The sequence below is a fragment of the Lysinibacillus sp. FSL K6-0102 genome, from assembly GCF_038003545.1.
Taxonomy (GTDB): domain Bacteria; phylum Bacillota; class Bacilli; order Bacillales_A; family Planococcaceae; genus Lysinibacillus; species Lysinibacillus capsici.
In genome coordinates this window covers 1779228-1803733 of the sequence record NZ_JBBOPH010000001.1, presented here as the reverse complement: position 1 = coordinate 1803733, position 24506 = coordinate 1779228, and the positions used below count along the sequence as shown (strand labels likewise).

14 protein-coding genes, 1 other RNA gene and 2 pseudogenes are annotated in these 24506 nt (G+C 36.3%); 6 read left to right on the top strand and 11 right to left on the bottom strand.

Going from position 1 to position 24506, the window contains the following annotated elements; all coding sequences use genetic code 11:
- The 9 genes and pseudogenes from NYE73_RS08930 to NYE73_RS08890 form a co-directional block, all read right to left on the bottom strand.
- Complete coding sequence (locus tag NYE73_RS08930) at nucleotides 1-1746, bottom strand: GGDEF domain-containing phosphodiesterase (protein WP_259950095.1); 1746 nt, start codon at nucleotides 1744-1746, stop codon at nucleotides 1-3.
- Between the two features lie 483 nt (nucleotides 1747-2229).
- An RNA gene (gene rnpB / locus NYE73_RS08925) (RNase P RNA component class B) lies at nucleotides 2230-2610 on the bottom strand.
- Nucleotides 2611-2670: 60 nt separating this feature from the next.
- The gene (gene gpsB / locus NYE73_RS08920) at nucleotides 2671-2967 is read right to left on the bottom strand and encodes a cell division regulator GpsB (RefSeq protein ID WP_004269307.1); all 297 of its coding nucleotides are present in this window, start codon (nucleotides 2965-2967) and stop codon (nucleotides 2671-2673) included.
- Between the two features lie 121 nt (nucleotides 2968-3088).
- Nucleotides 3089-4336, bottom strand: coding sequence for a ribonuclease H-like domain-containing protein (locus NYE73_RS08915; protein ID WP_048389987.1), 1248 nt, complete (start codon nucleotides 4334-4336; stop codon nucleotides 3089-3091).
- 158 nt (nucleotides 4337-4494) lie between these two features.
- Nucleotides 4495-4953: pseudogene (locus NYE73_RS08910) on the bottom strand (Zn-binding domain-containing protein); the annotation flags it as partial.
- A gap of 576 nt (nucleotides 4954-5529) precedes the next feature.
- Entirely contained in the window at nucleotides 5530-6606 is a 1077-nt protein-coding gene (locus NYE73_RS08905) for a Ger(x)C family spore germination protein (RefSeq protein WP_307476191.1), read from the bottom strand.
- Nucleotides 6593-7648 (bottom strand): GerAB/ArcD/ProY family transporter, encoded by a 1056-nt coding sequence (locus tag NYE73_RS08900; RefSeq protein WP_307476322.1) that lies wholly within the window; start codon nucleotides 7646-7648, stop codon nucleotides 6593-6595. Before NYE73_RS08900 ends, NYE73_RS08905 begins: the two co-directional genes overlap by 14 nt.
- 20 nt (nucleotides 7649-7668) lie before the next feature.
- Nucleotides 7669-8994: a spore germination protein gene (locus NYE73_RS08895; RefSeq protein WP_340815475.1), complete on the bottom strand. Its 1326-nt coding sequence runs from the start codon at nucleotides 8992-8994 to the stop codon at nucleotides 7669-7671.
- Between the two features lie 822 nt (nucleotides 8995-9816).
- A pseudogene (locus NYE73_RS08890) lies at nucleotides 9817-11079 on the bottom strand (IS110 family transposase).
- Between the two features lie 622 nt (nucleotides 11080-11701).
- Here NYE73_RS08890 and NYE73_RS08885 point away from each other — a divergent pair.
- The 4 genes from NYE73_RS08885 to NYE73_RS08870 all read left to right on the top strand — a co-directional run bounded on the left by NYE73_RS08885 (nucleotide 11702) and on the right by NYE73_RS08870 (nucleotide 17729).
- Nucleotides 11702-14551 carry a leucine-rich repeat protein gene (locus NYE73_RS08885; RefSeq protein WP_340815474.1) on the top strand — a complete coding sequence of 950 codons (2850 nt, stop codon included), beginning with the start codon at nucleotides 11702-11704 and terminating at the stop codon, nucleotides 14549-14551.
- Between the two features lie 350 nt (nucleotides 14552-14901).
- Nucleotides 14902-15456, top strand: a complete 555-nt coding sequence (locus tag NYE73_RS08880; RefSeq protein WP_315054434.1) for a recombinase family protein — start codon at nucleotides 14902-14904, stop codon at nucleotides 15454-15456.
- 19 nt (nucleotides 15457-15475) lie between these two features.
- Nucleotides 15476-16924, top strand: a complete 1449-nt coding sequence (locus tag NYE73_RS08875; protein ID WP_315054436.1) for a Mu transposase C-terminal domain-containing protein — start codon at nucleotides 15476-15478, stop codon at nucleotides 16922-16924.
- Entirely contained in the window at nucleotides 16917-17729 is an 813-nt protein-coding gene (locus tag NYE73_RS08870; protein ID WP_315054438.1) for an AAA family ATPase, read from the top strand. The genes NYE73_RS08875 and NYE73_RS08870 overlap by 8 nt, the downstream gene beginning before the upstream one ends.
- 622 nt (nucleotides 17730-18351) lie before the next feature.
- Here NYE73_RS08870 and NYE73_RS08865 read toward each other — a convergent pair.
- A complete protein-coding gene (locus NYE73_RS08865) occupies nucleotides 18352-19233 on the bottom strand; it encodes an S-4TM family putative pore-forming effector (RefSeq protein WP_315054440.1) in 882 nt (293 codons plus the stop codon).
- On the bottom strand, nucleotides 19226-20227 hold the full coding sequence (locus tag NYE73_RS08860) for an SMODS domain-containing nucleotidyltransferase (RefSeq protein WP_315054443.1): 1002 nt from the start codon (nucleotides 20225-20227) through the stop codon (nucleotides 19226-19228). Before NYE73_RS08860 ends, NYE73_RS08865 begins: the two co-directional genes overlap by 8 nt.
- 644 nt (nucleotides 20228-20871) lie before the next feature.
- Between NYE73_RS08860 and NYE73_RS08855 the strand changes: the two genes are divergently transcribed.
- The gene (locus tag NYE73_RS08855) at nucleotides 20872-21441 is read left to right on the top strand and encodes a recombinase family protein (RefSeq protein WP_076315855.1); all 570 of its coding nucleotides are present in this window, start codon (nucleotides 20872-20874) and stop codon (nucleotides 21439-21441) included.
- A gap of 1 nt (nucleotide 21442) precedes the next feature.
- Complete coding sequence (locus NYE73_RS08850; protein WP_340815472.1) at nucleotides 21443-24391, top strand: Tn3 family transposase; 2949 nt, start codon at nucleotides 21443-21445, stop codon at nucleotides 24389-24391.
- Nucleotides 24392-24506: the final 115 nt, after the last annotated feature.

Below are 24506 nucleotides of genomic sequence, written 5' to 3'. Positions count from 1 at the left end.
TTATTTCCTTCCTTGATGCTCAATTTCCCAATACTCCATAAACTCCATCAATTCGTTTAACGGGAGTGGTTTGCTGTAATAATAGCCTTGGATAATATCACAGTTCATTTTACGTAGTATATCCACTTGTTGTGCTTGTTCTACACCTTCAGCAACAACTTTCATTTTTAAGCGATGGGACATTTGAATAATCGCATCTACAACTGCCTGTTTTTCATCGAGTGATCCAATATGCTGGATAAAGCTACGATCAATTTTTAAACAATCTAATGGGAAGCGAACCAAATAGCTTAAGGATGAATAGCCAGTCCCAAAATCATCGATTGAGATTTTAAAGCCTAATTGTTTTAAACGAACCAATTTACTAACTGTCTCATTGGCACTGTTCATCACCGTTCGCTCTGTCACTTCTATTTCAAAATTGTTAGCTGGCATATTATAGCGCTCTAATATTGTTTGTATCGACTCCAAAAAATTCTGCTGTTTAAAGTGAATGCTCGAGATATTAATGGCGACAGGTGTTTTCCAACCATATTGTTGCATTTGAATGACTGCCTCACATGCTTTTTCGATAATAAGCTCACTTAATGGAATGATTAGACCTGTATCCTCCGCATAAGTGATAAACTCAGCAGGCGAAACAAAGCCTAGCCTCTCGCTATTCCAGCGGACTAGTGCTTCTAAACCTTGAATCTGCTCATTTTCAATAGAAATCTTTGGCTGAAAATGTAGCTCAAATTCACGGTTTTCTATTGCTCTTCTTAACTCAGAATCTAGCAATAGCACTCGTTGTGCGTCGGTTTGCAGTTCATCAAAATAGAAGGAATAGCCGTTTAGTTCATTCTTTTTTGAATAAGTCATCGCTCTATCTGCACAATTGATCAGTTCTTCTGTGTTTTTACTATCAACTGGATAAACGCTAATACCAATACTTGTAGAAATAAAAACTTCCTGATCATTTATCATCATTGGCTGTTCAATACTACTAATAATTTGTTCAGCAAATTTTGCAGCCTCTTTCACATTTTTCACATTGGTTAATGTAATGACGAATTCATCTCCGCCATATCTTGCAATAATATCTTTATTTTTCAGTAATTTTTTTAGTCGATTTGCTACTTCTATTAAAATTGAATCTCCAACAGCATGGCCTAATGTATCATTAATTTGCTTAAATCGATCCAAATCTAAGAAATAGATCGCATGCTGCACTGAATGAGAAATAGCAGAAGTCGATTCCAAGAGATTATCCATTCTTTCGATATAGGCAAAACGATTGGATACATCTGTTAATGAATCCGTGAGCAAACGCTTTTCTAATTCATTTTCTACTATTTTTCTTTCAGACAAATCTGTGAAAATACCACAGTAATTTGTAACCTCACCCTCATCGTTGGTTACACAAACAATTGTTAACCATTCAGGATATACGTCTCCAGTTTTACGACGATTCCATATCTCACCTTGCCAAATGCCTTCTTGTCGTATCTGCTCCCACATCTCTAAATAGAACGGCAATTCATGTACACCAGATTGTAAAACGGCTGGCGTTTTTCCAACCACATCATCACATGTATAGCCTGTCACAAATTCAAAGGCAGGATTAACCATTACTATTTTTTTGTATTCATCAGTAATCATGATACCTTCAGATACATTTTCGAAGATTTTAAGTATTAAGGAAGTCGGATATTTAGATATCAGTTTCAGTTTATCCGTACTTTCCCAATTGTTTACTCCGTTCATGTTTCCGCTCCATCCTATCTCTCTATACTCCCTCTCAGAAGGGCATTTACGTCAGGCCAACCACTATGTAATCTATTACGCTCGGTGTAATTGTCACTGACGCTTCTCTTTCGTGCAATGAATGCGTCCAGATTTTTCGAATTTGCTCGAAAAGCGCCTCAAGTAAATCTATGACAATCGCCGAAGGCATTCTCTTGATAAACAGGTAACCATACACCTAAACTGATAAACCATTTATAGAGGTGGTTGTTATACCTGGCGTTTGCTTACAATACAAGTATGTGAGCAGTCAAGATCAATACATCACATTGATGCTATAACCGTTTTCAGATGTTGTGACTTAGAAGCGGTAGCGATACTTCTCAAACGTATAGCGCATACCAAGACTTGATTAACAAGGTTACTTTTTCCTCATGAATTCAAAATAAAAGCTCTCCACCGAATTGGAGAGCGCTTGTTATTTCGTAGATAAGCATCAAAAAATTCCATAAGCCATGTTTTGTTCCCGAGTACTCAAACAGCTTGCGCCTCGTACGATCAGGTGGTAATCATCTATCTACAGAGCAAACTCTGTCCCTCTATCCGTTCAATTCCTTCTAGAGAGTGCCCCTACCATAATTTGGGTTTCTCACTCGTGGGGTTTACCTCGTTCCACCTTGCAAGTTTCCAAGCAAGCTTCGTCACTGTGGCACTTTCAGGAAGTGTCAACCATATCCAGAGGACTTAGGTTTTCCTTCCGCCGTCAGCCTTAATAGCTGCCTTACCTTATTTTTTCAGTAAGCACGAACACTACGGTCATCTCAGAACCGTGCGAGCATGGACTTTCCTCTACGACGTCTAGCGCCGCAGCGATTACCAGAATTTCGTGATGATACGAAAGATTATACTAGAGTTTTATGTTAAATACAATATAATTGACTAAATTTATTCGTACAGCTTGCTACCAAATACATGTTTTTCTAAATTAGAAAGACGTTTTAAAATATCAAAATTCGTTGTACCAGCTGCCGCTGAAGCAACCGGTTGTCTCTTAGGTGTGCTTTCAATTTCTTCTTTTAACTGTCTATTTTCTTCACGTAGTTGGGCCACCACTTTTTCAAACGTTTCATAGTCTTGAATAATTTCATCAAGAAAAGAATCTACTTCTTCTACATTGTAGCCTTTAAAGTTCTTTTTAAATTCCTTTTCAAGGATCATTTTTGACGTTAATTTAATGTCCATTCACATCGCCCTTCCTCACACTACATACACGAATACATTATAGCATACTTCATCACATTATATCGTCTGAAAATACTAATTGTAAGGCTAAACTTGTCGTTTCACGCGCTTACCCACGAATTTATTTCTTATTTCCTAATCTGTGTAGTCTCTTTTCCCAAGAAATTTCCCATTTTTGTTTTTGTTCTGCTCTCCATTGCCCATTATTTCGAATGAGACGTATGCCTTCTTGCGTATAATAAAGGGCCAGCTCATAATCCTTCATTTGGTGCTCATAAAGTATGGCTAGCTGCTCAAGGGCATGTAACTTTGTTCTTGCTTCAACAAAATGAAGGGATGCCACGAATGAGTCAATAGCTTCACTATAGCGTTTATTCTTCTTGTGCTGTAAAGCTAAATAATATTGAGCATGGCCCGCTTCTAGCGCATCAAATTTTGATGTCACCTTTTCTAAAATCCTCACACTTTGTGTACTTTCTCTTAAATCACCATACCATTTCCCAATGTTGGTGAAAGTTTTTGCTGATTCTTCATGGTCCTGCTCGAACAATAAATACGTAGAATGACTATACAGTGTGATAAGTGATAGTAAATCCCACTCATTATGATGCAAAACCTTTATAAGAGCATCTGGAATGCCACTTTTTACTGCATCCAAATAAATAATAGGTGCGAGATGGCCTGGAATATCCCCTTTACGCGAAAAACCAAGCTTTTCTTCCTCGACAGATTTTAATTTTAAGCGCTCCATATCATTTTTCCATAAACGCTTCGAACTATGCAACAAATCGATCTGTCGCTGAGAACGTAATTTTGGTAAGGTTTTTTGATGCAATGTCCATCGTGTTTCAAGCTGTGGCCAATCAAAGCTTTTCCCATTATAGGTAATCACAGTAGCTGACTTTTGCCAAAGCTTGGATTCAAATAAGAAGGCTGCTTCATGTGCAGGATCTGCCATAATATATTGTGTGAGGATAAAGGATTCTTCAGCTACTTCTAAAAATCCAAGCAAAAAAATATGGGTCCCAACACCCTTTAAACCTGTTGTTTCCGTGTCAAAAAATAAGACGGATTCTTCCATATCTAGCGCATAAGGATGATCAAACTCAGCATCTTGCCATTTTTTCAGGGCTTCAAAGAATGATTGCAGTTGATAATGTCCATGCTGATAGCTAAACGGATAGCTTACTTGACGCTTAAATACGATGCCGAAATCATTTTCAACAACCGTTAGTCCCGCCTGTTTCCATTGCTCTGTATAGCTTGGCCTAGCAGGCTTTTGGAACGCTGGTTCTTCAACTTTTTTGGCGGACATCGGTTTTTTTCCCAGCATTTTTTTCATTTGTAATATTTTATTTTCGTAAGACATGAATTTCACTCATTTTCTGCTTATTGTATAAGACATCTCTCTTGCAAGAGTAACATGATTGTTAACCTCATTCAAAATATTCTTCGAGGAAAATCGATTTACCATGAATACAAACAAGAGGGTGAAAGAACATATTGGCGTTCCTCACCCTCTGTTTACTATGCCATTAATTGTTGCAGTAATTTAGCTACCTTTCCTTTTGTTTGGAGCAATGATTCTTGTGCCCCAATACAGGAAGGACAGCCTGATTCACATGCACAATTTGTAACATGCTCATATGTTTTCATGATTAGCTCTTCCCATAGTTCATATACCTTTTCACTTAAACCGATGCCACCAGGATACTTATCATAGACAAAAAACGTTGGCCGCTCATTATGTGTGGCCTTCACCTGTGGTACAACGGCTACATCGCTACTATCACATTGAATAAACAAAGGAATGAAGGCATTCATCGCGTAGGCTACCCCAGTCATAGCATCTGTTAGCTCTTCCTCTGTCCATTTATCAGGTGCTGTAAACGATAGCCACGAAGCACTTGTATGCATTTCATCAGGTGGTAAATGTATAGGTCCTGAGCCAATATTGTCATGTGTGCCGAAGCGTATTTTAATAAATGTGTGATTTAACATAAGTTAAGATATACAAGTCTCCAATTCACAGAAAAGCTATAGGTGACGTTTAATGACAATTCTAGTGCGCTAATGTTTAAAGAAAATGTTGATTTGAAATAAAGTTTGAGCAAAAACCTGTTACAAACGTTGTTTTTATAATTGAAGGAACCCACGAATTTTGAAAAAGATTGATCAAAGTATTTGAATTTCGTTTAAATACTAAAAATAGTTTATAAAGGGGTACTGCCGACAAAACGCAGATATTATACGCTAAGACATTTTTTGGATATAAAAACCCTGATTTTTCTACGCTAAGCAGAAGGATCAGGGTTTAATATTTTTCTTCGTATTCTTTTGGTTTCGTAGTTTCCAAATAATGTCATGTTGAACTAACGCACCCGTTTGTTTAAGTACATTGTTTCACATAATTCACAAAGAAAGCCGGTTTTCTTATCGAAAAACAACTTTTTATTATCTATTTATTTTTTCAATTGTTATATTCAAGATAACTGCTGAGATAACATAAATTTGATTCATAAAATCCAATCCAGTTACAAAAATGGATATAGATATAATTCTTTAAGTTGTTTTCAGATAACCTTCATTTTGAATGTCTATTTTAACATTAATATTAATCTTCATGTTTTTAAAGTAATCTGACCTCCAGTTTTTTAATTCATCACGAGGGATTTGATTTCTAAAAAACTGACCCATTCCGAATACATCAGCCTCATTCTCTTGAAGTTTTGTAAATAATTTATTATACCTCTCAGAGATTAGAGTATTAATTTCCTCTTTAATTAAATTCAAACTGGGTTCTCCTTTTGTTTCCAATATCACAACTCTCACTTTTATTAGACTTTCCATATGTGCATCATTATTCACTAGTCTTCCTATATTGTCAGTTTTAGAACCCAGTAGCATGACTGTAGCATGTTCCATTACTTCCATTTTTCCATTACCACTCTCCCCTTTAAAAACATTGTACAGCAGGGTTTCGTTTGAACTGATTTGCTCGACCATTTTTCCTCTTTTTAATATGGCAGAACCGATTTGATCCATAGTCGTATCTTTTCCCGAACGAATCAAAGGTATAGCCACATCATGTGTATAAGAATGTATGCCTCGGAAGACCTCCCAAACTCTTGTAAGGGCAATGTCAGGATTCCAGCCTGCATTTTTTTCGAAATAGTTATAAGTGCTGAGCCCTTTTTTTTCGGCATTAATTTTAATGTTATTGAAAAATTCTTGAAGATCCTCATCACATATTGCAACTAAAGCTTTTGGGGAAACGTCTCTTGAACGCATAAATCCTGCAATTATATCGTTTATTCCATCCTCAGCAGTTTCTTTCTCAATAAAGATTAGCTTTACATGCAATAAATACACATCGCTCTCCATATTTCTACTAATTGTATCCACTGCTTTTGAGACCGTTTCAGCTTTAGCAGATACAATTTTCGTTTCCATACTACCATCTATAGGCTCTGGTATATTCAGGATCACCAAATATTGGTCGTCAACTTTCTTAACACCTATCGACACTGGTAGTAGACGATGATTTATATCCTTAATATCCCAACAACCGCTCAATATCAAAACCATAGTTAAAAGACTACAAATTAAATAAATGACTTTTTTATTAGATAGTTTCATTTGTATCCTTCCTCTTTAATCTTCTTCCAATATAGTAAATAGAAAGAGGTACAACAATTATAACGTATGACCTTAAAAAAGAATTCATAAAAAGGATATTTTCAACATCCTTCCAGTCTGGAATCCAAAAGCAAACGAAAAAGATTGCTACAGACAAACCGAACAATAGGTAGCTAGGTCTACTTTTAGGAATGTAATAGTTGATTATTCGAATTGCTTTCCACATTAAGAGAGAGAGATACAAAATAATAAAAGCAATAAGGCTTAAAAGAAAAAACATTGTAACTCGATCAAACATTAACCAATCAATATTTATAGAATCCACAATAAGTACAAAAGGAAGAAATGCTTTTGATGCAGTCGCTTGTCCCAAAGTAAGAATTGGAATGTATACTGAAAAGAGAAAGAAAGGAATAAGAAATATCGCAGACAAAATAACATATTTTCTTTCATAAGAGAAAAATGGTTGTACAAATCCAAGAAAGAGAAACCCACCGGCGAATGCAAAATAACTCTCGAAGTAAGCAGGCTTACTAATGAATCCTAAGTCTGTGTCAAAAGGTATGGCATATCTCCAATCAACATTCTGAAATGACATGATTAAGACAAACAATAATATTGGAAAAAATAATATAAATAATAAAAATGCAGTTCGTAAAATGGCTTCGATACCTTTAGATGAAATGTATGCAGAAACAGACAACAATAATAGTATAATTGTCCATAATGGGGTATGGGATAAAAATACCAAGGTTACGATTTCTGCGTATGCTCTGACCGTTATAATAATGGCCATGATTAGATAAAGTAAAACGGGAGCAAAAAATAAAAAAGTTACCCTTTTTTTGCTTTTCGAAAATATACTTAAAATATCCTTTTTTGGAAAAAAGCTGAGACCTTTCATATAAGTCAACAAACATACAAAATGTACAATAATCCCTATTAGAATTGGGAACCAATGGCCTTGTTCTGTACTAGCAATAATATCAGCTGGAAACATAAAAAAAATTAGTCCCAGATGACAAAGCACATACATTATCATAACATGTAGACTTCTTACCACTATTGTTCCTTCCTTTCTATATTTAAATAGAGATAGGACTTGCCAAAGGTAGTTAAACTTGCCAAATAAGAACTAATAAAAACTAGACCTACTACTAATCCTAAAACTCCAAATAGTGAAGAAAGAATTACATTAATATATTTAAATGATCTGATTGAAAGCGAGCTTTGAGCCCCCACAAGGGTTGAGTTAGCAATTGTTGTTGCTGCAAGAATGATGATTAAGAGATTGCTGACTAATTTAGCTTCTACAACTGCTTGTCCTAATATAATTCCTCCAACCATTGTAATTGTGGGACCTACTGATTTTGGAAGCCTTATGCTTGCTTCTAATATCAGTTCTAGAACAACCAACATGATTATAACTTCAACAAGTGCTGGATAAGGAACCCCTTCTCGACTTTGAGCTACAGAAAGTGCAAGCTCTATCTGTAACGCTTCCGGATTTACAGCAACAAGAGCAACATACATTCCTGGACTTATTAGAGCAATTAATGCACCAATTACTCGGAGGCAACTGATAGTTATCATAATGGGAAATGGAAAATTACGATCACTCTCAACAATAAACATATCCCAAAGGAGATTAGGCAGTATTAAAGCAAAAGGTAATTGATCAACTAATATAACAACTCTTCCCTTTTTAAGAAATTGTGATGCATGAAAAGGAAGTTCTGTCGTATTAAATTTTGAAACTGTATCCCAAGATGAAAACCCCAGCATTTTTGACATGCTTTGTAAGTTACTGATATCCATACTCTTATTCTTTTCAATAAGACTATTTATATTTTCAACAAGTTCTTTATCCACTAGACCATTAATAAATAGTAAAGAAATTTTTGTCTTCTGATTTTTCCCTGTTGTGAAGGAATGAACAAGAAGTTTATTTGAAGTAAGTTGTTTACGAAGGAGTCCAATATTTGTGTCAATATCTTCTGTGAAGGAGTTTGAAGGTCCTTGAATTACACTTTCATTTGATGGAACTTCAATTGAACGATTTAACCCCTTAGGAACAGGTTCGTAAATAATAAACTTTTTTGTATGTTCTATATATATAATAAGTTTACCTTCAAGGACTGATGTAATAGCCTTTTTTGTATCGTCTTCAAAAAGTTCACCCATTAAAATAAATATAGATTCTGATGTTTTCCCTTGAGAAATTAAACCCTCTGACTGTTTTTGAAGAATTGTTTTTGTTTTTGTCATATCTACTAAAGTAGATAGTCCTAGTAACAAAACTTCCTTTTTTAAAAGGTAATCACGTTTTATAAAAAAGTCATCATTACCCCCTAACGCTTTTTTAATATCTAAAACTATTTGTTCCATAACATTTTTCCTTTCATTTCCTATATGTTTAATTTGCACTTAATTTTATATAATTATTCAGGGGGAAAATTGATACTGGAACAATTTATATAACTTCTAAATGTTTAAGAAAATAAAAGGAAGTGAATGAACGCAAATTGGGAATACGAACTATTGTCCTTAGAAGAAAAAATTAAGATACAGAAATCTGGAAAAGTTGAAGTGTAGAAGTTTAGGATGAAGAGGAATACAATATTATTGTTTATAAACAGTTTGAAATAATTTTTATAATAAAAGTACATACCAGCTAAGTTACGGAATTTTTGAATAGCCACACAAATATCCCCATTTCAGGTGGGAACGAGGAATTTGTGTGAACAATCTTGATGATTGGGATTTGTTTTTATTAATAGCGCTATTCAACTAAACTCCCTCTATAAAAGAAGGGAAAACGCCGGATTACTCTTGTTTTCTTAGATTTTCATAGTTATTTACCTGTCGGTAAATGTCCTTATAGCTGGAGGATTCTCACTTGAAAGGATATATTTGGACTCTGAGAGAAAAAAGAGCTATAACCCATCAACCACCTTCTTACAACCATTGGTGGATGAGTAAAAATATGATTGCACTGGTGGATCTCCACATTTCTCATGGAGGTCAACCCTCCCATATCTCACAGAGTCTTCGCTCCAAAATTCCTTCGTCCAACCTTTCCATGAGGTGGATGTCAGTCATGCTGCCCGACAGGGTCCTTGCCCGTATTTTAGTTGTTTTACTGACTAATCCGTGCTTCAAATGTTTAAAACAATTAACCTACTAAATAATTTCAATCAAGAAAAGAAATTAAGCTGCTACCTGTAATACGTCCATATGAGGAATGTCCGATAACATGCGTTCTTCACTAAATTCGCACTGCTTTTTACCGATGGTAAATAAAATACGTATGAGCTTATTACATATTGCAATTCAATTAGAGATTGCATCTTCTTCAAAGGATTATTTGGACGCTTTGTAAAATACTCATGTAATGCTTTAAAAGCGGTATTTTTAGCGACCAAAGGCATTGCAACTCGAAAGAGGAGAGCTCTTAATGTCTTCCTACCTCTCTTGGTAATTTAGGTTTGTCCTTTATGCTTACCAGATGTATTTTCCTTAAGACTAAGCCCAGCTAGTTTGATAATCTGCCTTGGGTGGGAATAGTAACTTAGGTCTCCTACCTCTGAAAAAAAGCCTGCAACCGTGTCTTTCCCCATTCCCTTAATAGCCAACATTTGTTCAACACCTGGAATTTGTTCAAGAAGTTTATCTATGTTAGATTCCAGTTCTTCGAACTTTTCTTTTATTAGTTCATATTTGTCTATTAACGTGCGAAGGTCTAACTTAGCCATATCAGAACCTTCCCTAATACCAATTGAAGCAACTGCAATCTTCTTTAGTTCTTTTATTTTACTGAGTCCCACTGCACGTTTAACAGCTTTTCGAAGATGTACTAGTATCTCCTGTTCGGAGAGAGCTACTAACTCATGTGGCAATAAATTTAGTTTTAATAATTGTATAGCAGATTTACCTTCCCAATCCTTAAAAGACGGTAAGAAACTCTGGAAAATAGCGGTCTATCCAATTATGGACTTGCCCTTGAACTGCTTGAAGATCAACAGATAGAAGATCACGTATTTTTCTAGCCACACGAAGTTCTGCATATCTCCCGTCTTTGACCAACTGTGCGATAACTCTTGCATCCTTTACATCATTTTTAGTTGGAGAATTATCATCTAACTCTTTACTTTTCTTTACATGCAAAGGATTTACAACTACAAACTTGATATTTTTCGCCTTAAGGAAGTGAGCTAAATTCAGCCAATAGTGACCTGTCGGCTCCATTCCTACGATCACTTTTTCCATATTGTTTTGATTCATTAACTTTTTTATCCACTCTAAGAAACAGTTAAAACTAGAATCTGTATTTTCAAAGTATAAAGGTGCTGAAAATTCTAAACCTCTAAAGTCTTGGGCTCTTGCCACATGCTTGTATTTAGCAATATCAACACCTATAATTAATGTTTGAGAAGTAATTTGAGCAATCTTTTCATTTTGGTTATAATTCATTTGAATAGCCTCCTGGTATATGTGTTTGTTGTCCTTTTTGCCGCCAAGCTTTGGACATTCATATCTGTGACTTTAAGAGATAAATTGCACACTTTTTAAACGCTATTTTGCACTATAAGTAAATATAAAAAGCCCAATTTCTCAACATTAAAATTGAGAAATTAGGCTTTTTTTGTTGCTCCATTAAAGCGCCCGATTGTGGAATTTTTCAACTATAGCCCCTGTAATTGAAGTATAGTAACGATAAAAAAATGCTGATATACAGCTTAATAAAATGTTTCTATATACAGGTTTTATTCAGATAACACACTCTAAAAAATCTCGAAAAGTCCTATCGTAGCTATATTTATATAGCTTTGCATAAAAAGCTGTATAAACAATAGTCTCGTAAAAAGGCACGAACGTTGACTTAACAACATTCGTGGCTTTTCGGTGTATTTCCAAACTTACATTTGGGAACGTTATTTTGAATGGGTTTGTATAAAAAAATAATTACTTAATTTTAAATTTTTAACCTATTTTTAACCTTTGTATGTTATTTTTTACTTTTGTATGTTCTGAATGCTAGAGAAGTTGACGTTATTCGTACATAGAAATCACAAGAAAGAGAGGGACTTACTATATGAAAAAACTAGCTAGTCTATTCCTAATCGTGTTACTCCTCAATTTACAATGGGGAAATATACCGGTCTATGGTGCTGCGAATAGTGAATCTGATTTTGTAACAAGTCCAAATGCTACAGGTGTTACTATTACAAAATACAAAGGAACAACAAAAGACGTCCATATTCCACCTACTATTGATGGTCAAGCGGTGACCAGTATTGGGGCTTATGCCTTTGCGTATAACGAGCTAGCGAATGTGACCATTCCTTCTAGCGTGACCAGTATTGGGGATTATGCCTTTGCGTCTAACGAGCTAACGAATGTGACCATTCCTTCTAGCGTGACCACTATTGGGTATTATGCCTTTGCGTATAACGAGCTAACGAATGTGACCATTCCTTCTAGCGTGACCACTATTGGGTATGCTGCCTTTGTGTCTAACCAGCTACCGAATGTGACCATTCCTTCTAGCGTGACCAGTATTGGGGATTATGCCTTTGCGTCTAACGAGCTAACGAATGTGACCATTCCTTCTAGCGTGACCACTATTGGGTATTATGCCTTTTATAATAACAAGCTAACGAATGTGACCATTCCTTCTAGCGTGACCACTATTGGGGCTTCTGCCTTTCAATCTAACGAGCTAACGAATGTGACCATTCCTTCTAGCGTGACCACTATTGGGGCTTATGCCTTTCAATCTAACGAGCTAACGAATGTGACCATTCCTTCTAGCGTGACCACTATTGGGTATTATGCCTTTTATAATAACAAGCTAACGAATGTGACCATTCCTTCTAGCGTGATTAGTATTGGGGATGCTGCCTTTGCGTATAACCAGCTAAATCAAGTTGAATTTAAAGGACAAATTTCAAACCTTGGGCAGACAGCATTTCGTAATCAAACCAAGCAAGGGAATCATTTTCACGGATGGTTCGAGGACCAATCGTATACTACTCCATGGACAGATACGGTTACAGCACCTATGATAATTTATGCAAAGTGGCCCACTTACTCAACAGGCATAGTTCTATCACCCAAAACAGGGCAACTAACTGTTGGAGGCACACAAAACTTCCAACTAATAGAAAACCTTTCGGATGGCACAACCCAAGATCAAACTGGGAATGCCCAATTTACAGTAGATAATTCAGCCATCGCCACGATGCAAGATAATGTCTTAACAGCGATTGCTCCTGGGACGGTGACCGTCAGGGCTACTTACGGCAGCACATCTGATACAGCAACCATTACGGTGAATGCAGCTCCTGTCATAACAACAGGCATTAGTCTTTCACCCAAAACAGGGCAACTAACTGTTGGAGGCACACAAAACTTCCAACTAATAGAAAACCTTTCGGATGGCACTACGCAAGATCAAACGGCAAACACCTTATTTACAGTAAGCGATTCAACGGTTGCGACGATTCAAGGTAATACCTTAACTGCAATTGCACCAGGTACTGTAACGGTAAAGGCTACCTATGGTACTACATCTGATACAGCGACCATTACGGTGAATGCACCAACATCCGTACCAGAGCCGACACCGATACCACAACCAGACGACTCGGTGGAACCGATACCTTCACGTGTCATCCCTATCATTCGTACAGTGGAACAAGGGGGCGTGCGTTATCGTGCAGACGTTTTATTGAATCATGTCCAAGCACAAGTACAACAAATGACTAATCAAGAGGAACGAACAATTCGTCTCGTGTACCCAGCAGAAACGGCTACGGGAGAAGCGATTTTAAATCTATCAAGAACTGCTGGTCTCTATTTAAACAATCAACAAACCAATCTTTTCATGCAAACAGCATTAGCACACTTGATGATGCCATCTACCGCATTTAATGGGATCACTGAGGATATATTCTTCCGCATTATGCCTGTAAAGGCACAACAACAGGAAATGATTCAGGCGAATGTGCGACAAAATGAACACATTCAACAGGCGATGCCAAATAGAGCAACCCTTTCATTGTTAGGGACACCGGTAACGATTGAAACGAATCTACAAAATCGTCTGATAACAATTACGTTACCAATTTCGGCTGCATTAACAGCAGAACAAATGGCCTCACTGGTTGTTTATATTGAGCATAGTGACGCAACAACTGAAGTAAAACGTGGTCGTATAGTAGAATTTGAACCAGGTGTGAAAGGATTCCAATTTGAAGTCGATCATTTCTCCACATTTAGCTTAGTGTATGCTTCAGAAGTACAAGAAGAAGGGAAAGAGGAAGTAGAAACAAACCGATTAGTGCCCTACATTCAAGGGTACCCAGATGGCACATTTAAACCAAATGCTTCGGTAACACGTGCTCAAATGGCAACAATGTTAGCCCGTTTCTTAACAAATGGGAAAATTCCAACAGCCCAAGCAACTTTTGAAGATACGGAAAAGAATACTTCAAAGGATGCGATTGAGTTTGTGAAACAAGCTGGTTTATTTAATGGCACAACCCAAACCAAATTTGACCCGAATGGGACCATTACCCGTGCCCAAATGGCAGGTGTCATCGCACGCTGGGTAGATACAGTGTGTGCACAAGATGACACGAAAACGTATTGTCAAACCGCTAAGCGCGGAAAAGTCTTTTCCGATGTTGCAGCAAGCCATTGGGCTGCCTCATCGATTGAAAGAGTAAGTGCCCTCGGCATTATGACTGGAAACAGTGCGACAACGTTTAATCCGAATGGTGCGTTAACACGTGCACAAGCGGTAAAAGTCCTGAACCAATTATTTGAACGACCAGCAGTAGAAAACATCACCGAATCAACATTCCGTGATGTACCGGCTAGTCATTGGGCAATCGGAGACATTGAAGCAGCTGCAACAGAAATGACGATGAAAAAATAAGACAAAAAAGACACCTGTCTGATTGGGATTCAACTCCCTTCAGATAGGTGTCTTTTTTGTAGGATAGAACGTTACCAAAACGTCGTTTGGAAATCTTTCATAAAAAGTTGTTATTCCACAATCTGGCCCGTTTTTTGAACAAAGTGAAAAAGTACACATGTCATAAATAAGTTATTATTTGTTCCAAAACTCGTCCTTTTCTGAACACGCTCCTTTTTAATTTATAAGGAGCGTTTTTTACCGTTTAGAATGTAACAAAACTCTGTTCATTAATCTATGTTCATTAACCATGTTTTTAATATCTTATGTTACAATAAAGTCAAAGGTAAAATGAGGAAAGAGTGATTTTGATGTTAATTGGATATGCACGTGTGTCAACTGGATTACAAAATTTAGATTTACAATCAGATGCTTTAACGCAGCATGGTTGTACAAAAATTTTTTACGATAAAATGAGTGGAACAAAAAAACAACGTCCCAGTTTAGAAGAAGCTCTTAAGTATGCACGTAAAGGCGATACAATTGTCGTTTGGCGATTGGATCGACTAGGGCGCAATATGCAAGATTTAATTCAAATAGTGAATAACTTAAATGATAGAGGTATCGGCTTTCATAGCCTGCAAGAAAACTTAACAATGGACAAAAGCAATGCAACAGGGCTATTAATGTTTCACTTGTTTGCAGCGTTTGCGGAATTTGAACGGAATTTGATTGAGGAGCGCTCTGCTGCTGGACGGGCTGCCGCAAAAGCACGTGGGCGTCTAGGTGGTCGCCCAGAAAAGTATGGTTCAAAAGATATTGAAATGATGAAAGCTTTAATTGAAAGTGGCACACCGATTAAAGATGTTGCGGAAAAGTGGGGTGTGTCTCGCACTACGATTTATCGCTATTTAGAAAAACAATAAATCTGAAAGGTTGATATCTATGCAAAATGAACAACCTCCATTAACAGCTTTTTCAGAAGAACAACGTCAAGCAGCGATGGTAAAGTATAAAATTATTGCACCTTATCTTACCGACGATAAAACATTAACAGTCATTACAGAAGAAACCGGTATTGCAAAAAGAACGCTGCAATACTGGATTCGGGACTATAAACAATTTGGATTAAAAGGTTTAATTCGAAAAACAAGAAGTGATGCTGGCAAAATACATTTAGAACCTGAAATTGTCTCTTCTATTGAGCAGCTGGTTTTAAAGTACAAAAGGAATTCATTGACGTCTATTCATCGAATGATCTGTGAACAATGTCGAAATAAAGGCTGGCAAGAACCGAGTTATTATCAAGTGTATAAGGTATCGAAGTCCCTTTCGCCAAGCTTGAAGAAGTTAGCGCATGATGGCCAAAAGGCATACGACAATCAATATGATTTAATTCATCGAAGAGAAGCAAGCTATCCCAATGAAATTTGGCAAGCAGACCATACCCCATTAGATATTATAGTTTTAAATGAAAGAGGAAAACCAGAAAGACCTTGGCTAACAATTATTTTAGATGATTATAGCCGAGCAGTTGCTGGATATTTTTTAACCTTTGAAAACCCCTCTGCAATACATACATCTTTGGTCCTACACCAAGCAATATGGAGAAAAAGTAATGCCGATTGGCAAATATGTGGTATACCTGAAATATTTTATACAGACCATGGAAGTGATTTTACATCCAACCATTTGGAGCAAGTAGCAATTGATTTAAAAATTAACCTAGTTTTTTCTGCAATCGGTATTCCAAGAGGGCGAGGGAAAATAGAAAGATTCTTTTTAACCGTCAATCAATTGTTTTTGCAAGATTTACCTGGGTACTTGGGAAATCAGACTACTAGCTCACTTCTTACCCTTAATGAACTTAATGAAAAATTATTTAATTTCATCATATATAATTATCATCATAGGGTTCATGGTACAACAAAAAAAGAACCGATACAGGCGTGGAATAATTATGGATTCCTTCCGAATATGCCAGAGAGTATGGAAAGTCTTGATTTATTATTGCTAAATGTAGCAAAACCAAGGAAAGTTCATTCTGACGGTATTCATTTCCAAGGACTTAGGTATATTGACACAAATCTAGCTGCATATGTCGGTGAAACAGTCATTATTCGTTATGATCCAAGAGATATTGCGGAGATTCGAGTGTTTTATCAAGATAAATACTTATGTACGGCTATTTCTCCTGAAATTTCTGATTATACAGTAGATTTAAAAGAGATTGTTTCAGCACGAAATAAAGTGCGGAAAAATTTAAAAAAACAACTTGACTCTGGTAAAGCTGTTGCAGAAGAAATTGCCTTGTCAAAGCAAAAGGATCTAGAAAACAAAAAAAATGAACTTAATTCTAAAAAGTCGAAACTAAAGAGGTATTTCAATGAATAAAGGCCAGAAATTTATTGAAACAAAAGAATATAAGAGATTTGCCGAGTTCTGTGATGCATGTATTAAATACAAATATATAGGCATTTGTTATGGATTACCGGGTGTAGGAAAAACATTATCCTCAAGGTATTATTCAAATTGGAATTCCATCGAAAAACAAATAGCTTATAAAACAGCAAATGAAATTCGCGTAGATGCAGATAAAAAGATACTTGAAGCTAGAACAATTTTTTATACTGCACCAGCAGTGCGAGCGACTAAAATGACTGAACAGATCTATTCTATTGGATCCAGAATGAATATGGTAAAGAATATGTATAAAGTACTTACAGGAGAAGAAGAAGAAACGTATTCCACCAACATTTATGAAGATATCGACTTGATAATCGTTGATGAGATAGACCGACTTAAAGTGCAAAATTTAGAGCAACTTAGGGATATTTACGATCGAAATGACATTGCAATGATATTAATTGGAATGCCTGGCATCGAAAAACGATTAGCACGATACCCTCAACTCTACTCCAGAATAGGATTTGCTCATGAATTTGATAAATTAAGTAAAGATGAAGCCCATCATATTCTAGAGTACAAATGGGAAGAGTTAGGACTTTCTATAAAACTTGAAGACTTTTCCGATTATGAAGCTATAACCAGTATAATAAAAATTACTGGAGGGAACTTTAGACTTATACAGAGACTATTCACTCAAATTGAAAGAATACTCGAAATTAATAAGCTTGAAAAGATAACAACAGAAGTTGTTGAAGCTGCACGAGATAGTTTAGTAATCGGAATCAAGTAAATATATAAAAGCCCATTTTCTCAATTTCTCAGCATTAAAATTGAGAAAATGGGCTTTTATCCTGTTAAAGTACATCAAAAGATGAAAGTTTTAATGGTTCTTCGATGCACCTGGTTCATCGCAATCATTCGGCTTCGGTCTGCAGTTAATTTTTTTTTCTTATAATCACATCAATCATGGCCAACTAATCCACGTGGCAGTGATCGATGTGATCACTTAATTAATTTTAACTGCAGTACCTGGTATGATCGATGTGATCACTTAATCAATTTTAGCTGCAGTACCTAGTGTTATCGACGGATCATTAAAGCATTTATCTGATATTGGCCGAGTATGGGACCAGTTCATCCACGTACTCTAGTTCTTGAACCGCAGCCCCCAGTAACTCCACCGCGTCTTCTTTATCTAAAGTAGAAATAGATGAAACTGCAAACAAAGCTTGAGCGTACTCTTGTGCAATGTCTTTTACTACCTGAACATCAGCTTCATTGTAAACTTGATTAGCAGTAATTGTGGCTTGTCCTTAGTAACTATATTTTAACCCCGTCCTAAATTTAGAACGGGGTTATGCTAAATAACACTTTATTGTTTTTTTACACAATAACCGGAGGATTTTTGTTTATTATTTATCGCTATGTGCTTCATTTGTCTCTTTTGCTATTTTGTCATACAGATTTCTCTTCAACCAGTAAATTTTATCAGGTATCATATTCACGTTAGAACGTGCTAAAAAAATAATATCTTGGTAACCCCTGGTGTTATTTACTATGCCATCATCAGTTTTTGAATAATTTTCAACATCTGCTGTAACTTTCGATAAGACTTTTTCTAATGATTCATGTCGCTGCTTATGCCCTATTGCTGTCTCATATAAGTGCAGAATCAAAGGAAAGGATGGAACTAAAAAGGAAATAATCAATGTTTGTGTAGTAAAATCCATAAAGAAGCAAATTCCGAATATAATTCCAATATACAAACCAAGTATAATGTATAATATCCATTTATAAAACTTCCTTAGTTCTATATCCCAAATAATACTTGTTTTTTGAGCCAATAAAACATTAAAAAAATGATCAGAAGAACTTTTTAATCCAGGGTACCAATCTTTAAGATTTCCCTCTTTTTCCTGTGACTTTTCATTCAACTTCCTTATCCGTTCACTATGAATCTTCTCACCGACTAAAAGGTTATTCCAAGAAATCTTGAATAAATCCACATCAAAGTTTTCCTGGATTTTTGCTGCATCTTTCACCATTCTTTTTTCAATTTCTATAAAAATTACCCTATTAAGAACCAGCCAAACTGCAGCTGCGAAAGCTAATCCTTCCTTAAAGTTAGAAAAATAGTTTAAACTTAAAATACTTACAATAGGAAGAATTACTGTTATACAGACTCTAAAAGACCTTAAAATCTTAGCTCTACCATACAGAAATCGCATGGCAGCCAAAAGACGCAATGATTCAGGTTCATTTTGTTTTACATTAATAGGAATAATTTCATTCATAGTCAGGGAACTCACTTCCAAAAACTTTTTTCCATTCGTCATGGGCTGCTTTATGGTCACCTTTAGCCACGAAATCAATTGCATTTTGTGCACATGAACAAGCTTTTGTAGCTGCTTCAGAGAATTTTTGTTTGGTTTCCAAAGGAAGTGTATTTAAATCCCCTTGTATTTCTTTTGGATCATAGCAACTAGAATAGATGCTATTGCTTAAATAATAGAAAACATCTCTTAAAGTGTACTGGTCAGTGACAGATACCTCGTTAGTATCAAAGTAATTTAAAACTAAATTTTCTATGAGGTACGAGCCAATGCCCGGAACAATCGGTCTTTTTTGCCAATACTTTATAAGCCTTATGATCCTTAATGCTTTCCCGTCCCTCTTTTGATTTATCTCAGTGGCTCTTTTAGCATCTACTCGCGGATCAGTTTTTTTCCATTTACCATTACCATCGGGGATCAGATAATATGTCTTTTGAAGGCTATCTGGAGCTGTTATAAAAGCCGGAACTATATCAAAATTCCAATCATAGCTAGTTAGTTTAAGTGTTATAGCTTCTTGATTACGTTTAATATCTGCAGCAGAATACTGAGGGACATTTTGTAAAGAGCTTTTTAACTTATTTAAAAGCTTAATAGAGTTTAAGGTATAGTCATCATTTGTCAAACGCCTTAAATTGGTTGCTTTCTCAGGAACGGAAATAGTAATTTCACCGTTATTAAAAGTTGTGTTATAAGTACTTCCGTTTCCTGTAAATACTATAATAAAATCAATGTCATCCAACGGGCGAATTTTTGTCTTTCTTGCGAATGACCCCATTTGCACGTTGTTTTCTTTGGTGTAAATTTCCGGAAAGTACTCATCGTTATTTTCGAATTTTTCAATTTTTTCAACCAACCAATTTCGACTACTTCTTGCTGTTCCCAGCTTAGTCGAATCTAAATCAACACAGTTCTTAGAAAAATCGCTAATAGATGTAAATATGCTTTTCGCCACTGAATTATCTCCCTTTTTAAAATAAATTATAACAATGTTCACCCTTATTCGCTAACTTTTACCATCATATTACCTTTCCAATATAAAAATATAATCATATCCAGTTTTATTAAAAGACGACATTTGGTTAGTAAAACGCCTCATTTGGTGTGTGAGAAGAGCATTTTGGAGCGTAAAATGGGGATTCGTAACAAATAACAACTTTTATATCAGCTGGCGTCATGACCGGACAATACTGGTGGCGTACTTTTCTATGGTCCAAGTACACTGATAATCATTTGGCTCCGGTCTGCAGTTGATTGTTTTTTATTTAGTGATCACATCAATCACGGCCACTTTGATTAGTTGGGGCATACTTGGACAATACCAGATGAAAGCTTTAATGGTCCATCGATCACATCAGGTACCGTAACTTAGGTTTCAACTTTCAACCGTTCATTTTAAACAAACTTTTACAAAGCCACATTTACCTTATAGTGCAGAATATCGATTAAAACAGGTGCAAAATAACTTCAAAAGTGACAAAAAGTCTCAAATAGTGCTAAAATACATACCCAAAACTATAACCAAAAACAGAATACCAATACATCAGCCTTAACCCCCTTTTTGGTATAATTAATTTGTATGGAAAGGGGAGTTTCAAATTGAAATTTGGTTATGCACGTGTGAGTACGCAAGATCAGTCATTATCATTACAACTTGATGCATTGGATCGTCATGGAGTGGACGAAACTTTTGAAGAAAAAGAATCTGGTAAAAGGAAAAATCGCCCGCAGTTGGAGGAGCTTCTTAAAGTATTACGTAAGGGTGACACAGTAGTTGTCTATAAATTAGATCGTATCAGTCGGAGTACCAAACATTTAATCGAACTCATGGAACAGTTTGAAGCAAAAGGAATCCATTTCGCGTCTATTCAGGATAAAATTGACACAACAACAGCTATGGGGCGATTCTTTTTCAGAATGTTGGCTAGCATAGCTGAATTAGAACGGGATATCATTAGTGAACGAACGAAAGATGGGTTGGTGGCAGCTAGATCTAGGGGAAGAAATGGAGGTAGACCGAAGGTTGAATCAAAAAAAATTATGCTTGCCATGAAGATGTATGAAAGTAAAGACTACTCCTTATCTCAAATTAAAGAAGCCACAGGAATAGGAGCAACAACGCTATATCGTTACTTGGGAAAGAAAGGGCTATCCAGCGAGGAGGTGTAACATGAGAGGGAAAGAACTATTAACCCTTGATCAGCGAAATATGTTTATGTCTATTCCTGATGATATGACTGAGCATGATATGGAAATGCACTATACTTTTACCACAGAAGATCTTGCATTTATTAATAAGCATCGAAGAGACCATAATCGCTTAGGGATTGCCTTACAACTTGCAGTTCTTCGGTATCCGGGTTGGACTTTATTTCAGATTAAAGACATTCCCAACCAAATACTCGATTATATTGCGAAACAAATTGATGTCTCCCCACAAGAATATACACAGTATGCAAAACGGGTAGCAACTCGAAATGAACATCTAGAGGAACTTCGGCAACATTATGGCTACCAAAACTTATCCTTTGGGGCATATCGAATAATTGCACAATTTACTCTTAAACTTGCTCTTGAGAACGGAAATACAGACTACTTGATTCGCTCAACAATTGAAGAATTGCGAAGACAAAAAGTAATTTTGCCAGCACTGACAACAATAGAAAGGATTGTATGGGAAGCTCGTCAACGGGCAGAAGAACGAATTTTTAAATCTATCATCTCTACATTAAGTGAATCTCAAAAACAAAAGTTAGATCACTTACTTGATGCAAGTTCCACCAATTCAAAGACACCCCTTGCTTGGTTGCGAGAAGTTCCCGGTCAATCTTCTCCAGATGCCTTCTTAAAGGTTATAAAACGTCTTCAAGTCATACGAACTTTGCAACTTAATGTGGATATTAAAGAAATTCATCCAAATAGGGTCTTACAGCTAGCACGATTGGGTTCCAAATATGAACCCCGTTCATTCCGTAGATTTAAAGAGAATAAGAAATTTGCGCTTTTAGTTTTACACCTCCTACAACTTAGCCAAAACCTTACTGATCATGCCTTTGAGATACATGATCGGCAAATTAGCCTATTGTTATCAAAAGGACGTAAAGCTCAAGAAGAGATTCAGAGGTTAAATGGTAAATCAGTTAATGAAAAGGTTATTCACTTTGCAGATTTGGGAACAGCATTGATTCAAGCAAAAGAACAAGGGAAGGACCCATTTGAAGCCTTAGAAGCTATTATGCCTTGGGAGGACTTCGTAAACTCAATAGAAGAGGCGAAGCAATTATCACGCCCTATGGATTACGATTACTTAGACTTACTAAAATTTCGCTTTAACTACTTACGTAAATATACTCCAACATTGTTAGAAGCCCTAGAATTCACTTCTACAAAATCAGGAGAGCCATTGCTTCAAGCTATTGAGACCATTAAAGAGATGAACAAAAATAATAAACGAAAAATTCCAGAAGGAGCTCCTTTGGACTTTATCTCGAATCGCTGGCAAAAGCACGTTTATGATGATGATGGTAATATAAATCGCCAATATTATGAGATGTCTGTTCTTACCGAGTTAAGAAATCTTGTACGCTCAGGTAACGTTTCTATTAAAGGAAGTCGTCAGCATCAAGATTTTGATAATTATTTAGTGACAAAAGAAGCATGGGAGCAAAACAAGCACCTTAATGGACTTACCGCACCACCTTCTGTTGATGAATACTTAAAATTGAAAATAGATGCATTACATGATCGGCTTGAATGGATTAAAGCGAATATCACAGAATTAGATGGGGTTAATTTTGAAGACGGACGGCTGCATCTCCATCGTTTGGAGAAAAACGTTCCAGAAACAGCACGAGAATATAGTTTATCTCTATATCAACTGATACCTCGTGTGAAGTTGACAGATTTGCTTATGGAAGTAGCAAGTTGGACGGGATTCGAAAAGCAGTTCCTCCATGCTTCTACGCTGAATCCACCGAAAGAAGAAGAAAAGCCTGCGATCATGGCAGCGATTATGGCTATGGGAACAAACATAGGTCTTACTAAGATGGCAGAAGCGACACAAGGGGTTTCTTACCGGCAAATGTCCACAGCCTCACAGTGGCGTTTATATGAAGATGCTATGAATAAAGCACAAGCCGTTATGGTGAATTTTCAACACCAGTTAAACTTGTCGTCGTACTGGGGCGATGGTACAACTTCTTCTTCAGATGGAATGCGTGTTCAAGTAGGAGTTTCATCCTTACACGCTGATGCAAATCCACATTACGGCACAGGGAAAGGAACAACCATTTATCGGTTTGTTAGTGACCAATTTTCTAGCTTCTATACGAAAGTGATTAATACAAACGCAAGAGACGCTGTTCATGTTATAGATGGTTTATTGCATCATGAAACCGACTTGCATATTGAAGAACATTATACAGATACGGCTGGTTATACGGATCAAGTATTCGGATTAACTAATTTGTTAGGATTTCGATTTGCCCCAAGACTACGAGACCTTGCAGATTCAAAACTTTATTCATTTGAAAAGCCAGACCAATATCCAGAAATGGAGAAGTTGCTTCGTGGAAGAATTAACACCAAGATCATTCAGGAAAATTATGATGATGTATTAAGGTTGGCACATTCCATTCGTAAAGGAACGGTCTCTGCTTCTCTCATTATGGGGAAATTAGGTTCTTATTCTCGTCAAAATAGCCTTGCGACAACTTTAAGAGAGATGGGTCGCATAGATAAAACCTTGTTTATATTAGATTATATTTCTAGCGAAACATTGCGTCGGCGAATTCAACGTGGATTAAATAAAGGAGAAGCTATGAATGCATTGGCACGAGCTATTTTCTTTGGGAAACATGGGGAACTTAGAGAAAGAGCATTACAAGATCAATTACAGCGTGCCAGCGCCTTAAACTTAATTATTAATGCTATTAGTATTTGGAATACCGTGTATCTATCACAAGCAATTGAACATTTTAAAAATACAGGAAAGTATCAAGAGGAATTGCTCCCGCACATATCACCATTAGGATGGGAACATATAAACTTTCTAGGAGAATATTCATTTATACCTGAGATTTTGAACTCAATACATTCCCTAAGTCCACTTAGGATATAAAAAAACCCTAATTTTTCTGCTTAGCGTAGAAAAATTAGGGTTTTCATATCCAAAAAATGTCTTAGCGTATAATATCCGCGTTTTGTCGGCAGTACCCCATAAAAAAGTTTAATCA